The sequence below is a fragment of the Aeromonas sp. 9A genome (genome assembly GCF_963900955.1).
Lineage (GTDB): Bacteria > Pseudomonadota > Gammaproteobacteria > Enterobacterales > Aeromonadaceae > Aeromonas > Aeromonas salmonicida.
The window spans coordinates 3,047,687-3,060,956 of the sequence record NZ_CAWRFG010000001.1 but is presented as its reverse complement, the minus strand read 5'-3'; the positions used below and the strand labels follow the sequence as shown (position 1 = coordinate 3,060,956).

At 62.7% G+C, this 13,270-nt stretch carries 13 protein-coding genes; 6 read left to right on the top strand and 7 right to left on the bottom strand.

The features are described from left to right. The first annotated feature begins 114 nt into the window (after positions 1-114). Genes AACX78_RS14145 through AACX78_RS14125 form a run of 5 tightly spaced genes read left to right on the top strand, consistent with a single transcriptional unit; the run spans position 115 to position 4,945 of the window. Positions 115-1,722 (top strand): ABC transporter substrate-binding protein, encoded by a 1,608-nt coding sequence (locus AACX78_RS14145; protein ID WP_159166598.1) that lies wholly within the window; start codon positions 115-117, stop codon positions 1,720-1,722. Continuing rightward, positions 1,707-2,717, top strand: coding sequence for an ABC transporter permease (locus tag AACX78_RS14140; protein ID WP_159166597.1), 1,011 nt, complete (start codon positions 1,707-1,709; stop codon positions 2,715-2,717). The genes AACX78_RS14145 and AACX78_RS14140 overlap by 16 nt, the downstream gene beginning before the upstream one ends. After that, a complete protein-coding gene (locus AACX78_RS14135) occupies positions 2,707-3,522 on the top strand; it encodes an ABC transporter permease (RefSeq protein WP_159166596.1) in 816 nt (271 codons plus the stop codon). The genes AACX78_RS14140 and AACX78_RS14135 overlap by 11 nt, the downstream gene beginning before the upstream one ends. After that, a complete protein-coding gene (locus tag AACX78_RS14130; RefSeq protein ID WP_159166595.1) occupies positions 3,516-4,304 on the top strand; it encodes an ATP-binding cassette domain-containing protein in 789 nt (262 codons plus the stop codon). Before AACX78_RS14135 ends, AACX78_RS14130 begins: the two co-directional genes overlap by 7 nt. Further along, on the top strand, positions 4,304-4,945 hold the full coding sequence (locus tag AACX78_RS14125) for an ATP-binding cassette domain-containing protein (RefSeq protein ID WP_159166594.1): 642 nt from the start codon (positions 4,304-4,306) through the stop codon (positions 4,943-4,945). Before AACX78_RS14130 ends, AACX78_RS14125 begins: the two co-directional genes overlap by 1 nt. 90 nt (positions 4,946-5,035) lie before the next feature. On the opposite strand, the gene hypB is transcribed toward AACX78_RS14125, so the two are convergent. Continuing rightward, the gene (gene hypB, locus AACX78_RS14120) at positions 5,036-5,875 is read right to left on the bottom strand and encodes a hydrogenase nickel incorporation protein HypB (RefSeq protein ID WP_201302953.1); all 840 of its coding nucleotides are present in this window, start codon (positions 5,873-5,875) and stop codon (positions 5,036-5,038) included. On the opposite strand from hypB, the gene AACX78_RS14115 reads away from it, so the two are divergent. Then, positions 5,759-6,139 (top strand): hypothetical protein, encoded by a 381-nt coding sequence (locus AACX78_RS14115; RefSeq protein WP_236556336.1) that lies wholly within the window; start codon positions 5,759-5,761, stop codon positions 6,137-6,139. The two genes, hypB and AACX78_RS14115, sit on opposite strands and share 117 nt — an antisense overlap. Here AACX78_RS14115 and hypA read toward each other — a convergent pair. The 6 genes from hypA to AACX78_RS14085 form a co-directional block, all read right to left on the bottom strand. Next, positions 6,117-6,458, bottom strand: a complete 342-nt coding sequence (gene hypA / locus AACX78_RS14110; protein WP_021140355.1) for a hydrogenase maturation nickel metallochaperone HypA — start codon at positions 6,456-6,458, stop codon at positions 6,117-6,119. The genes AACX78_RS14115 and hypA overlap by 23 nt on opposite strands. 9 nt (positions 6,459-6,467) lie before the next feature. Then, the gene (hypE, locus tag AACX78_RS14105; RefSeq protein WP_159166592.1) at positions 6,468-7,472 is read right to left on the bottom strand and encodes a hydrogenase expression/formation protein HypE; all 1,005 of its coding nucleotides are present in this window, start codon (positions 7,470-7,472) and stop codon (positions 6,468-6,470) included. An 85-nt stretch (positions 7,473-7,557) separates the two neighbouring features. Further along, a complete protein-coding gene (gene hypD / locus AACX78_RS14100; protein ID WP_159166591.1) occupies positions 7,558-8,670 on the bottom strand; it encodes a hydrogenase formation protein HypD in 1,113 nt (370 codons plus the stop codon). Then, positions 8,664-8,915 carry a HypC/HybG/HupF family hydrogenase formation chaperone gene (locus AACX78_RS14095; protein ID WP_040065728.1) on the bottom strand — a complete coding sequence of 84 codons (252 nt, stop codon included), beginning with the start codon at positions 8,913-8,915 and terminating at the stop codon, positions 8,664-8,666. The genes hypD and AACX78_RS14095 overlap by 7 nt, the downstream gene beginning before the upstream one ends. Positions 8,916-8,920: 5 nt before the next feature. Beyond that, positions 8,921-11,359 carry a carbamoyltransferase HypF gene (gene hypF, locus AACX78_RS14090; RefSeq protein ID WP_159166590.1) on the bottom strand — a complete coding sequence of 813 codons (2,439 nt, stop codon included), beginning with the start codon at positions 11,357-11,359 and terminating at the stop codon, positions 8,921-8,923. After that, positions 11,356-13,266 carry a SelB domain-containing protein gene (locus tag AACX78_RS14085; protein ID WP_159166589.1) on the bottom strand — a complete coding sequence of 637 codons (1,911 nt, stop codon included), beginning with the start codon at positions 13,264-13,266 and terminating at the stop codon, positions 11,356-11,358. The genes hypF and AACX78_RS14085 overlap by 4 nt, the downstream gene beginning before the upstream one ends. Between the last annotated feature and the right edge of the window lie 4 nt (positions 13,267-13,270).

Here is a 13,270-nt window from a genome sequence, read left to right as displayed (position 1 = left end):
CGCTAGGTTTCACGCGAAATCAAGTTTAGAATAGGGGCCCGTTTTGGCCCCTCACTCGCTTCTTCGTTTGACGTTTTTCTTCGAGGTGAGTGGTACAAACGAACAAGGAATCTTATGACCATTCAATGCCATGGCCACCGCAAGGGTGTGCCTGTCGTCGCGGCCACTTTGCTGGCCCTGTTCTCAAGCGGACTCTCTCATTCCGTACTGGCCGCCCAACCTGTGCCTGCCGAACTCAAACTCGCCATTGGCGCCGAACCCACCGAAGGGTTTGACCCCTTGCTTGGCTGGAGTCACGGCAGCTACCTGCTGCTGCACAGCCCGCTGCTCAAGCAAAACGCGGACCTCAGCTGGCAGAATGTGCTCACCCAATCGGTGACACCGAACCAGGATGGCAAGGGGTGGCTCATTACCCTCAAGCTCGGCCTGAAATTCTCCAATGGCGCGCCCCTGACCGCCGAGGATGTGGCCTTTACCTACAACAGCGCAGCCAAGGGCGGCGGCAAGATCGACATGGGCAACTTTGTCTCGGCCAAAGTGCTCTCGCCTACCGAGGTGGCCATCACCCTGAGTGCCCCCCAGAGCACCTTCGTCAACGTGTTGGGCTCGCTCGGTATCGTGTCGAAGAAGGATTACGACGCAAAAGCGTACGCTCAAAAGCCTGTCGGCGCCGGCCCTTACCGGCTGGTGAGCTTCCTGCCCGGTCAGCAACTGGTGGTGGAGGCGAACCCCTATTACGCCGGTGGCAACAATGATTTCAAACGGCTGGTGTTTGTCTTTATCGATGAAGAGAGCGCCTATGCCGCCGCCCAGAGCAGCCAGCTCGATCTGGTGCGCATTCCCCCGTCGCTGGCGCCCACTGTGCCGGATTCGCTGCGGCTCTGGGTGCGGCCGAGCGTGGAGAACCGTGGCATCGTCTTCCCGATCCCCCCTGCGGGCGGCAAGGATGCCAAGGGTTATCCCGTCGGCAACGACGTGACCGCCGATGTGGCGGTGCGCCGCGCCATCAACTATGCCATTGACCGCAAGTTGTTGGCCGATCAGCTGCTGGAAGGGCACGCCATCCCCGCTTACAGCGCGGTGGAAGGCTTGCCCTGGCTGAACAAAGCCACCGCTTTCAAGGACGGCGATGTCGCCCATGCCAACACATTGCTCGACGAGGCTGGCTGGAAGATGGGCAGCGATGGCATTCGCCACAAGGGTGACCAGCGCGCCGCCTTTACCCTCTGGTACACCAGTGGCGACAGTACCCGCCGGGATCTGGCGGAAGCGGTGCGCGCCATGCTCAAACCCATCGGTTTCGAAGTGAGCCTCAAATCCGGCAGCTGGGAGCAGGTGGAGCGCGAGATGCACGCCAACCCGGTGCTGATGGGGTGGGGGAGTCTGGACCCCATGGAGCTCTATCACCACTATCAGAGCGGTTCCGGCGGTGTGGAGTTCTATAACCCGGGCTATTACAGCAACCCTGTGGTGGATGGCCATCTCAAGCAGGCGCTGGATGCCCCGAACTGGCAGGCGGCCGTACCGTTCTGGCAGCAGGTTGAGTGGGATGGCAAGACCGGTGCCGGGGTGCAGGGGGATGCCGCCTGGGCCTGGCTGCTCAATGTGCAGCACACGTATCTGGCCAACCGCTGCATCGACCTTGGCAAGGGGGCACCGGAAATTCACGGTAGCTGGTCTTTGCTCAACAACCTGCAGGATTGGCGGTGGACGTGCCGTTAAGTTCGACCTTGAGTCATTCCGGTTATCTGTTGCTAAAAGCCCTGCTGCGTCTGGCAGGGCTCTTGTGTCTGGTCTCTGTCGCCACCTTTGTGCTGCTGAGCTACTCCCCCATTGATCCCATCAAGGCCTATATCGGCAACAATCTGCTCCATGTGCCTCCGGAACAGTATGCCCGCATCGCCGCTCGCTGGGGGCTGGATCAGCCGTTGTGGCTGCGCTACTGGCACTGGTTTACCCAGGTGCTGCAGGGGGATCTCGGTTACTCCATGCTCTACAACGCGCCTGTGGCTCAGGTGGTCGGCAGCCGCTTTGCCGCCTCCTTCCTGCTGCTGGCGGGTGCCTGGCTGCTCTCCGGCTTTTTCGGCATTTTGCTGGGACTGTGCGCCGGTCGCTATCTCAACCGCTGGCCCGATCGCCTTATTTGCCGTTTTGCCTACCTGCTCGCCTCCCTGCCCACCTTCTGGGTCGGTCTCTTGTTGCTCGCCCTGTTTGCGGTGCACTGGCCGCTACTGCCCGTTTGTTGCGCCTGGACGCCGGGCCTCTCTGCCGATGAGGCGGACTGGCTGATGCGATTGCGCCATCTGCTGCTGCCAGTGACCACACTGGCGCTGCTCGGGGTGGGCAACATTGCCCTGCATACCCGGGGGCGGGTGGCCGAGGTGCTGGAGAGCGACTTTATCCGCTACGCCCGCGCCCAGGGGGATGGCGGCTGGCCCATGCTGCGTTTTCATGTGCTGCGCCACGCCCTGACCCCGGCCATCTGCCTGCAGTTTGCCTCGCTGGGTGAGCTGATTGGCGGGTCGCTGTTGGCGGAGAAAGTTTTCTCTTATCCGGGGCTCGGGCAAGCCACCGTGGATGCGGGGCTGCGGGGAGATATCCCCTTGCTGATGGGTATTGTCCTCTTTTGTACCCTGCTGGTCTTTATTGGCAACACAGTGGCCAGTTTGCTGCTGGCGCGCATCAATCGGGGTTGGGAGGGTGAGCATGCTGTTTAATCCGTTCCCCTCAATATTGCGGTTGGCCGTGGCTCTGATCGGATTGGCACTGCTGGCCGCCTACGGCTGGAGCCTCTCTCATCAGGATGTGCCGATAGATCTGCTGGCGCGCCAGCAACCCCCCTCGTTGGTCCACTGGTTTGGCACCGATCAGATGGGGCGGGATCTCTGGTTGCGGGCCTTTCAGGGCACCCTCACCAGTCTGGAGCTGGGGATCAGCACGGCCCTGTGCAGTGGTCTGCTGGCCATGGTAGCGGCAAGCGTGTCGCTTATTCATCCCAGATGCGATGTGGTGGTGCGGCTGCTCATTGACGCCATGCTGGCGCTGCCCCATATGCTGCTGCTGATCCTGATCTGCTTTACCGTGGGGGGCGGCATGCGCGGGGTGATCCTGGCGGTGGCGCTGACCCACTGGCCTAAGCTGGCGCTGATCCTCTGCGCTGAAGCGCGGCGGATCGCCTGCAGCGACTATGTGGTGCTGGCCCGCTGTCAGGGGATGGGGGCGCTGCGTCGCTGGCGCACCCATCTGCTGCCGGGGCTGTTGCCCCAGTGGTTTATCGGCACCCTGCTGATGTTTCCCCATGCGGTGCTGCACAGTGCGGCTTTGAGCTTTCTCGGTTTTGGGCTGGCGGCCCACGAGGCCTCGCTGGGCCTGCTGCTGGCCGATGCCCTGCGTTATCTGGCTGGTGGCGGCTGGTGGCTGGCCCTCTTCCCGGGGCTGATGTTGCTGCTGCTGGTGTTGCTGTTTGATCAGGCTACCCGCGCCTTGCAACAGCTGTTGTGGCACAGGAGTGAACCATGCTGAGTTTTGATCAGGTGACCATAGAGGCGGCCCACTACTCCTGGCTGGGACGGCGCAGCTGGCAGCCTTTGCTGACCGATATCAGCCTGCAACTGGCGACCGGGGAGATAGTGGCGCTGGTGGGGGGGAGCGGCGAGGGCAAGAGCCTGCTGCTGCAAAGCGCCCTGACCCTGCTGCCGGACAACCTGAGGATGCGCGGCAGCATCTCCCTCGATGGCACGCCTCTGTGCGACGCCAGCCGGGCCCGTTTGCGCGGTCACACCCTCTGCTATGTGCCGCAGGGGGTAAGCGCCCTTAATCCGCTGCTGACGGTGGAGCGCCAGTTGGGCCGCGCGGCGCGTCTCTGCGGCCAAAACGGTTCCCGCGAGCGGCTCGGCGAGCAACTGTTGCGCTACCAGCTGCCCGTGACCACCCTGGACAGATTCCCGCGCCAGCTCTCCGGCGGCATGGCCAAGCGTATTCTGGCCTGCACCGCGGCGCTCGGCTGTGCCCGCTACATTTTGGCAGACGAGATCACCGCCTGGCTCGACGAAGAGCTGGCCTGTCTGCTGCTCGGCCAGTTGCGTGAATTGGCCAATCAGGGCAGCGGCATCCTCTGGGTTACCCACGATCTGGCGCTGGCGGCCCGCTTTGCCGATCGCATAGTTGCGCTGCATCAGGGGCAGGTGAGCGATACCTTGAGCAGTCACCATCTGCGCCAGGGGCTGGGGAGCGAGATGCTCCGCGCCCACTGGCAGGCGCTGCCGGAGTTCAACGCGCTCTTCTCTGTGCCGGAGGTTTCCTGATGTTTGAAGTACGAGATCTTACCCTTGCCCAGGGGGAACGTCCCCTCTGGCAGGGGTTGTCGCTGACGGTGAAAGCGGGTGAGCGGCTTGGCATCTCTGCTCCAAGCGGTTATGGCAAGACCACGCTGGGGCGGGTATTGGCGGGCTGGCAACCGGTTCGGGGAAGCGGGGAAATGCGGCTGGATGGGCAGCCTGTGCCTGCACAGGTAAAAGGCTATAACCCCATCCAGCTGGTGCCCCAGCATCCGGAACTGACCTTCAATCCCTATCGCACCACCGGGCAGGCGCTGTGGGATGTGTGGCGCCCCGATGACGCCATGCTGGCCCGTTTTATGGTCAAACCTGCGTGGCTCGGTCGTAAACCCGGTCAGCTCTCCGGTGGCGAGCTGGCCCGCATCGCGTTGCTGCGCGCCCTCGATCCCCGCACCCGGTTGCTTGTCGCCGATGAGGTGACCGCCCAGCTGGATCCGCAAATTCAGCGCCAGCTCTGGCAGGAGTTGATGATTGAGTGCGAGCTGCGCGGGCTCGGCATGCTGGTTTTCAGTCACCAGCAAGCGCTGCTGCGCCAGATCTGCCATCGAGTGCTGCGTTTTGGTGAGGCACCTGCTGAGCAGGAGTCGATGGTTTGCAATGTGGCCTGAGGGGAGCAGTCAGCACAATAAAAAAGAGGGAGGCATCAGCCTCCCTCTCTTGCTATCCGTCGTTAGTAACGGCGTTTAACTGGTTCAGGTTCAGGCTGTTGCCAGCCAGTTGAGCCAGGCATCCATCCCTTCGCCGGTGGTGGCGCTCACCTGGATCACCTGAATATAGGGGTTAACCCGTTTGGCATTCTCGATGCAGCGAGCCACGTCAAAGCTGACGTAGGGCAGCAGATCGATCTTGTTGATCACCATCAGCTGGGCGGCGGCAAACATGTCCGGGTACTTGAGGGGTTTCTCTTCCCCTTCGGTGACAGAGAGGATCGCCACCTTGTACTTCTCGCCGAGATCGAAGCTGGCGGGGCAGACCAGATTGCCCACATTCTCGATAAAGAGGATGCCCCCTTCATTGGCGGGCAGCTGGTGGCAGGCATCGTGAACCATTTTGGCGTCCAGATGGCACCCCTTGCCGGTGTTGATCTGCACGGCAGGCACGCCGGTGGCACGGATACGGTCTGCATCGGCGCTGGTCTGCTGATCCCCTTCGATCACAGCGCAGGGGCGTTTGTCGGCCAGCTGGCGCAGGGTTTCGCACAGCAAGGTGGTCTTGCCTGAACCCGGGCTCGACACCAGGTTAAGCACCAGCTGGGCTGCCTCGTCGAAGTGCTCGCGGTTGTGGGCCGCCAGCGCGTTGTTCTTGGCCAGCACATCCATCTCGATGGCGATCAGCTGGCGCTGCCCCATACCGGGAACCGACAGTCCCGCTTCCCCTTTGCCATAGTGCAGATCACCCTGCTGATGGTCATGGTCATGGTCATGGTCATGCGAATGAGCGTGGGAATGTCCGTGGTCATGGGTGTGGGCATGATCATGATGGTCGTCGTGGGGGTAATCATGGTGGTGCTCGTGCGGGTGATCATGACCCTCTGCCACCGCGGGTGCCCGTACACCGTGGTAGTGGTGGTGGACATCCCCCTGATGGTGATAGTGGTGGTGAATGATCAGGGTGCGCGGTGCGCTCTGCTCATGGGCATGATGATGATCGTGCTTATGGCCATGTTCATGATGGTGCTCATGATCGTGTTCATGGTCGTGATCGTGGGGGTGTGCATGGTCATGATCATCTTCATGGACGGCGATCCGCGCCTGGCCGCATCCGCATACGCTACACATATCAACTTACCTCGATGTCGGTGATGCGCAGGCTATCGCCCTGCGCGACTCGTAATTTGTATCCGCCACACTCGGGACAGGCTTGCCCGCGCTCGGTGAGGGTGACTGTCTTGTTGCAGTCGTAACACCAGGCCTCTGCCGCCTGGTGCTGAAAGTGGAGCTGGGCTCCTTCGACGGCGGTGCCCTTGGCGGCAGCCTCGAAACAGAAGGCGATGGTGTCCGGGTCGACGCAGGAGAAGCTGCCGACCTCGAGCCAGAGTGCGGTCACCTTGTTAAAGCCCCGCTGGGTGGCCTGTTCGGCCGCCAGATCGATGGCGGCCATGGCCAGAGACATTTCATGCATGGTGATTCCTTAACAGATCCGCGGGAGGAGTTCCCCTTGCGGCAGCTCCAGATAACGGCGGCTGCCCCAGGGGTTATTGAGGATCACCTTGTGGCGATCGCTCGCCTGCACCACGCCGATATGGCTGGCGGCTGGGTTGAATTGCCGCAAGATGCCCAGCGCGTCCTCGGCCTGTTCGGCAGGCAGGGCCAGTACCATGGTCCCCTCGTTGGCGAGATCATGGGGCTCGAAACCGTAGAGCTCGCACAGGCCGCGCACCGGATCGCACACCGGAATGGCGGACTCTTCCAGCTCGATAGCCACTTCAGATGCCGTGCTCCACTCGTTGAGCACGGCCGCAAGTCCACCGCGGGTGGCATCGCGCAGGGCGTGAGGGGTGATCCCCGCTTGCAGCAGCGCTTCTACCTGAGGCCAGAGGGTGGTGCAGTCGCTTTTCAGATCAGATCCCAGCTGCAGGGCGTCACGGGCCATCAGGATGCAGGCGCCGTGGCTGCCGATATCCCGCGACACCAGAATGGCGTCACCGGCCTTGAGGTTGCGCACCGAGATGCCCCGGCTCTGTTCGGGCAGCGGAAAGGTGCCGACCCCGCTGGTGTTGATAAAGATCTTGTCGGCTGCCCCCTTGGGCACCACCTTGGTGTCGCCACAGACGATGTGGGCGCCGCTGTTGGCAAGTTCAGCTGCCATCGACTCGACGATGCGGACGAGATCCGCGTAGGGGAACCCCTCCTCAATGATAAAGCTGGCGCTCAGATACTCGGGCCTAGCCCCCATCATGGCCAGATCATTGACCGTGCCAGCGATGGCCAGTTTGCCGATATCGCCCCCCTCGAAGAACAGCGGCGAGACGGTAAAGCTGTCGGTGGTGAAGGCGACGGGGCCCTCTACCGGCAACAGGGCGGCATCTTCACCGCGCAGCAGGATCTCGTTGCCAAAGTGGCGAAAGAAGAGCTGGTTGATCAGCTGGTTCATCTCCACGCCGCCGCCGCCGTGGCTAAGTTGGATTTCTCTCATCGGGTATGGTTCTCCACAAGATTGCAGAAACAGGCTGGTTCATCTCTCCTCATCACCCGACCGCCGTGGCTTAACTGAATTTCTCTCATTGGATCCCCATATATCGGTAGTAGGCATTGCAGGCCCCCTCGGAGCTGACCATGCAGCTGCCCATGGGCTGGGTCGGGGTGCAGCCCCGGCCAAAGACTTTGCACTGGTTCGGTTTGGCCAGGCCGCGCAGGATATCGGCGCACTGGCACGCCTTGTGGTCATCGATGGGGGTCTGATCAAGCAGGAAGTGACGCTCCGCATCCCGTGCGGCGAACGCATCCCGCAGGCGCAGGGCGGAGTCGTTGATATCCCCCAGGCCTCGCCAGCGAAAGTGCTCTCGAGTCTCGAAAAAGTGCTCGACCAGCCGCTGGGCGGCTTTATTGCCGCTGGCGGTGACGGCGCGGCTGTACTGCACCTCCAGCGCGTAGCGACCCTCCACCTTCTGGCGCACCATCATCAAGAGCGCCTCCATCACATCCACCGGCTCGAAGCCGCTCACCACCACCGGCACCTGATAGCGATCGACGATGGGCAGGTAGATATCGGCACCGGTAATGACGCTGACGTGAGAGGGGCCGATAAAGGAGTTCACTTTGGCCACTCCGTCGGCCATCACCGCATGAATGGCGGGGGGGACCAGTACATGGTTGATATGAAATAGAAGATTCTCGACCCCTTGCTCTTCAGCGGCAGCCAGGAGCGCGGCGGTCATCGGGGTAGAGGTCTCGAAACCGATGGCGAAGAAGACCACGGTTTTCTCCGGGTTCTCATGGGCGATACGCAGGGCGTCGAGGGGATCATAGACGGGGCGGATATCACTCCCCTTGGCGCGCTGCTGGGCTAGCGAGCCTTTGGATCCCGGTACCCTGACCATATCTCCCAGGGTGACCAGAATGACATTCGGTTGACGAGCCAGCTTGATGGCCTGATCGATGCGCTCTTTGGGCATGATGCAGACCGGGCAGCCGGGGCCGTGGACAAACTCGATACTGGCGGGCAGCAGCTGGTGCAGGCCGTACTTCATGATGGTGTGGGTATGGCCGCCGCACACCTCCATCACCCGCAGCGGTTCGGGGAGTAATTTGGCCAGTTCGGTGATCTGGGCGGCGAGGGCGCGGATGACGTCGGGCTGACGAAAGCCCTGAAACAGGTCATTCAAGGTCAGCATGGCAAGATATCCTGCTTGGGCATCAGGGCCACCATCTGGCGGAAGCTCTCGAGGCTGGCCTGCGCCTCCTCTTCGTCAATCTTGCTCATCACAAAGCCGATATGGAGCAGCACATAATCGCCCACCTGGAGAGGCTCTTCGAGCAGCATGCAGCTGACGCGCCGTTGCACCCCCAGGGTATCGACGGTGACGCAGTTATCTTCGGGGTGCAGCTGCACCACCTGAGAGGGGATGGATAGACACATGGATTTCAGGACTCCGACAAGATGGCACCACCGATTGTGTCGGGCTGGTGCGTGGTAATATGGTGGATGGCAAACCAGAGCTGACCGGCGGCGATGCCGCCGTCATTGAGCGGCAGGGTTTCGCTGATCAATACCTGCTGGCCGGCGGCTTCGAGGCCGGGCACAAGCTCGTCCATCAGCACCCGGTTTTGAAATACGCCGCCCCCCAGCGCCACCGGATAGCCGGGGAAACGCTCGGCCAGAGCGATGACCAGAGCGCTGACAGCACGGATAAAACCGGCGGCCAGGCGGGCGGTGGAGGTGCCTTTGCTTTGCTCGCTGATAAGCAGATTGAGCAGCTCTACCCACTCAATAAGTAGCGGCCCCTCTGCGCTCTGGTTCAGGCCAAAGGCGAGGGGGAAGGGCAATTCATCCGGTGTCAGCTGCAAGGCGGCTGCCTCCAGCAGGAGCCCGGCTTCGCCTTCGTAATCGGGGGTGTCGATCACCCCCAGCAGCGCCGCGACGGCATCGAACAGACGGCCGATGGAGCTGGTATAGGGGGTGTTGCGGCCCAGGCGCCAGAGCTGATGCAGGTTGTTGATCCGCTCAGGTGGCAACGCGTTGATCAACGCAATATCGAGGGCGCGGATCTGCTCCACGCCATACGTCTCGAACAGCAGCCCCAGCAGCTGGCGTACCGGCTCGCGGATGGCCGCTTCGCCGCCGATGAGCTTGAAGGGTTTGAGGTGCGCAATACGCTCAAATCCTTGCACATCTGCGATCAGCAGCTCGCCGCCCCAGAGGGTGCCGTCATTCCCAAGGCCGGTGCCATCGAAGGCAACACCCAGCACTGGGCCCGTGATGTCATGTTCGGCCATCACCCCTAGCAGGTGGGCGTGATGGTGCTGCACCTCGAGATGGGTTGCACCCTGATCGTGGCAATAGCCCTTGGCCCACTGGTGGCTGAGATAGCCGGGGTGGCAATCCGAGACCAGCAGTTCGGGCTGGAGATCGTAGAGATCGCGAAAGGTAGCGAGGGTCTGCTCGAAGTGGCCCTGCATCGGCAGGCTGTGCAGATCGCCGATATAGGGGCTGTAGATGCGCTGGCGACCGAAGGCCAGTGCCAGCTGGTTCTTCTGCTGCGCCCCGACCGCCAGCAGCGGCACATTGACCGCCTGTTTCAGGCTGGGAGTGCAGGGGGCATAGCCCCGGGCCAGCCGCAGGGTCTGGCGCCGTCCGCCTGCCCACTGCACCAGACTGTCGTCGCACGGGTGCAGTATGGGGCGGTTGTGATCCAGGATGCCGTCAATCTCGCTCCCAAGTTCACTGACCACAGCGTCGTACTCGATGAGGATCGGGCTGCCGCGACCATTGGCGCTGGTTGCCACCAGCGGCATGGCGCAGGCATCCAGCAGCAACTGGTGCAACGGGGTATAGGGGAGCATGACCCCAAGGTAGGGGATGCAGGGGGCGATCCCTTCGGCCAGCGGCGCGGCTGGTTGCCCAGTTTCTGAGAGCCGATCATCGTTAGTGCGCTTGCGCAGCAGGGTAATGGGTCTGGCCTGAGAGGCGAGCAGCGTCCACTCCGCCTCGCAGCCGGTGACATGCAGTTTGGCCTCGGCAAGGGAGCCCATCATCACCGCCAGCGGCTTGCGCGCGCGCCGCTTGAGCTTACGCAATCTGGCAACGCTCTGTTCATTACGGGCATCACATAACAGGTGATAACCCCCCATCCCCTTGACCGCAATCAGCGCCCCCGCTTGCAGGGCGAGAGCTGCCGCTTGCAGCGCATCCTCGCGCTCGGCCAAGGCATCGCCGCGGCCATTTCGCCAGCTGAGGTGGGGCCCGCACTCGGGGCAGCTCACCGGCTGGGCGTGGTAGCGTCTGTCCAGCGGGTTTTCATAAGCCGCCGCGCAGCGCGGACACATGGTAAAGCCCGCCATGGCGGTGTGGGGTCTGTCGTAGGGGAGGCGGCGGATAATGGTGTAGCGCGGGCCGCAGTGGGTGCAGTTGGTAAAGGGGTAGTGATGGTGGCGATCGTTGGGGTTGGCCACATCCGTGGCGCACGCCTCGCACATCCCCTGATCCGGCGAGATGGCGACCGTGGCCGCGCTCTGCTGCTGGCTGGCTTTAATTCGAAACTGGCCATGAAATTGGCCATCGAAGTCGGGATCATGAGCAAGGGGCAGCTCCCGCTCGCTGAAATGATCGATGCGGCTCAGTGGCGGCGCCAGTTCCCGCAGTTGGCGGGCAAAGGCTGTGAGCTGCTCAGGCGATCCTTCGGCGCCGATGGTGACGCCGTTGGCGTCGTTCAGTACATAGCCGGCAAGGCTGTGGCGCAGTGCCAACCCATAGACGAAGGGGCGAAAGCCGACCCCCTGCACTACGCCGTCGATATGAAATTCGCGGCGCAGCCGGTTGGCAACCGGATTGGAAGAGCCAGAGGGGGCGATGGTGGCGCTCATGCCAGCTCCATCTCATCTTGAGTCTGCGGTAAACGCAGCACCCGGCGTTCGTTCTCCTCGCGCCGAACCCAGCCATCCATCTCCATGCGCAGGCAGAACGGAATGGCGTATTTGCGCGACAAACCGGTGATCTCCTTTAAGGATGCCATGTCAATCAGATCTCCCACCTGCTGGCCCGCCAGCACGGCGGCAACCATCTGGTTGTAAAGCTCGGCGTCGTAGTAGATGGGGCCATCGAGCTGCACCAGATACTTGAGTCGCGCCAGATTGCGCAGCTGCTTTTGCAGGGCGCCTTTTTGTTGCAAGCCCTGCTGCAGGGTGGCGGGCAGCTTGCGGGTGATAAAGGGATCCAGCTCCACGCCGCCGGGGCCCAGTTTACCGGGCTCGTAACCCTCCTTGCCTTGATCTCGCACCACCTTGAGCACCAGCTGTGCCTCTTCCCCCAGATCATCTTCCGACTCGCCGCTGCCCGGCTGCCACTTGTCATGGTGCAGGCGAATGTGCTGCTCGCTCTTGAGCTGCTGGAGCAGGGCCTGAGTGACCGGCAGGGCGATGCCAAAGCGGGTCGCCAGCTCGGCGGCACTGAGCGGTTCGCTTTTCAGCGTGGCGAGCAACTGATCGCGGCTCTGGGCCAGCCAGCAGCTATCCAGCAGCCAGTCAGCGATGGGGGTGACCTGCTCGGGCTGCTGGTCAAAGCGGCTGGCCAGCACATAGCCATTGAGCCCCAGCTGCAGGGTGGCCGGGTTGTAGTGCTCGAGCTCATCTGGCAGCTCGCCCAGCAGGGCGTGCAGCGCCTTGCGTCTGGCGGGATGGATGTCGCCGCACCAGACGATGCGGGCGCCGTGCAGCAGTTCGCTGCTGCCGTGGCGAATGATGGCGAGCGGCTGGCCAAAGAAACAGGGGATGGGGCTGGTAAAGATCAGCCGTACCAGCCGGGTATCCTTGATGGGAACAAAACGGGCTCGGCCATGCCAGCTGCCGAGGGCTACTTCCACCTCCTGTGTGCGTAGTGCCTTGCCGCTCAGGCTTTCGGCGTTGAGCCGCACGATAAGATGGGTTGCCGCCTCGCACTGGCCGACAGTGCTGGTGAGGCAGTGGCCGCGGGCCACCTCCTTGTGGGGCACCTTTTTAAGGCCCACCGCCACCCGGCAGACGGCGCCAATCTCGTCGACGCTCTGGTGATAGGCCTGCAGGGAGCGCACCTGCACCTCCCGATCTGCAGGGTAGAGGCGCAGCTTGTCCCCCACCTTGAGGCTGCCCTGTTGCAAGGTGCCGGTGAGCACGGTGCCGGTGCCGTTGGCGGTAAAGACCCGGTCTACATAGAGGCGCGGCGGCGCCTCTTCACAAGAGCGGCGCGGGGCGCCCTGCTCGCGGGCAGCGCGTGAGGCTGGCAGTTCGGCAAGCTGGCGCACGATGGCGGTGTGCAGGGCAGCCATATTGGCGCCGGTTTTGGCGCTGACGCTGACGATATCGGGCACCATGCCGCTCTCGTCCATCACCCGCTCCAGCAGGCTCTCTTCAAGCAGTAAAAGCTCGTCGGGGGAGACCAGATCGCACTTGTTGATGCAGACCAAGAGACGCGTCACCCCCATCGCCTTGAGCAGGCGCAGGTGATCGCCGGTCATCGGCATCCACCCCTCGTCGGCGGCGATGACCAGCAGCACCAGATCCAGACTCCAGAGCCCCGCCACCATATTGTGGATATAGCGCTCGTGGCCGGGCACGTCGATGACGCCTATGGTGTTGCCCTGACCGTCGTCGAAGTGGGCAAAGCCGAGATCCTGGGTCATGCCGATGGCCTGCTCGTGGGCGCGGGCGGTGGTGATGCCGGTGAGGGCCTTGATAAGCAAGGTCTTGCCGTGATCCACGTGGCCGGCAAGGCCGATAACGGCATGATAGGGGGTCATGGGA

Coding starts and splice junctions, on each gene's coding strand:
- AACX78_RS14145 (WP_159166598.1), top strand. CDS start 115: ATGACCATTCAATGCCATGGCCACCGCAAGGGTGTGCCTGTCGTCGCG.
- AACX78_RS14135 (WP_159166596.1), top strand. CDS start 2,707: ATGCTGTTTAATCCGTTCCCCTCAATATTGCGGTTGGCCGTGGCTCTG.
- AACX78_RS14130 (WP_159166595.1), top strand. CDS start 3,516: ATGCTGAGTTTTGATCAGGTGACCATAGAGGCGGCCCACTACTCCTGG.
- AACX78_RS14125 (WP_159166594.1), top strand. CDS start 4,304: ATGTTTGAAGTACGAGATCTTACCCTTGCCCAGGGGGAACGTCCCCTC.
- AACX78_RS14115 (WP_236556336.1), top strand. CDS start 5,759: ATGGTCATGCGAATGAGCGTGGGAATGTCCGTGGTCATGGGTGTGGGC.
- hypA (WP_021140355.1), bottom strand. CDS start 6,458: ATGCATGAAATGTCTCTGGCCATGGCCGCCATCGATCTGGCGGCCGAA.
- hypE (WP_159166592.1), bottom strand. CDS start 7,472: ATGAGAGAAATCCAACTTAGCCACGGCGGCGGCGGCGTGGAGATGAAC.
- hypD (WP_159166591.1), bottom strand. CDS start 8,670: ATGCTGACCTTGAATGACCTGTTTCAGGGCTTTCGTCAGCCCGACGTC.
- AACX78_RS14095 (WP_040065728.1), bottom strand. CDS start 8,915: ATGTGTCTATCCATCCCCTCTCAGGTGGTGCAGCTGCACCCCGAAGAT.
- hypF (WP_159166590.1), bottom strand. CDS start 11,359: ATGAGCGCCACCATCGCCCCCTCTGGCTCTTCCAATCCGGTTGCCAAC.
- AACX78_RS14085 (WP_159166589.1), bottom strand. CDS start 13,266: ATGACCCCCTATCATGCCGTTATCGGCCTTGCCGGCCACGTGGATCAC.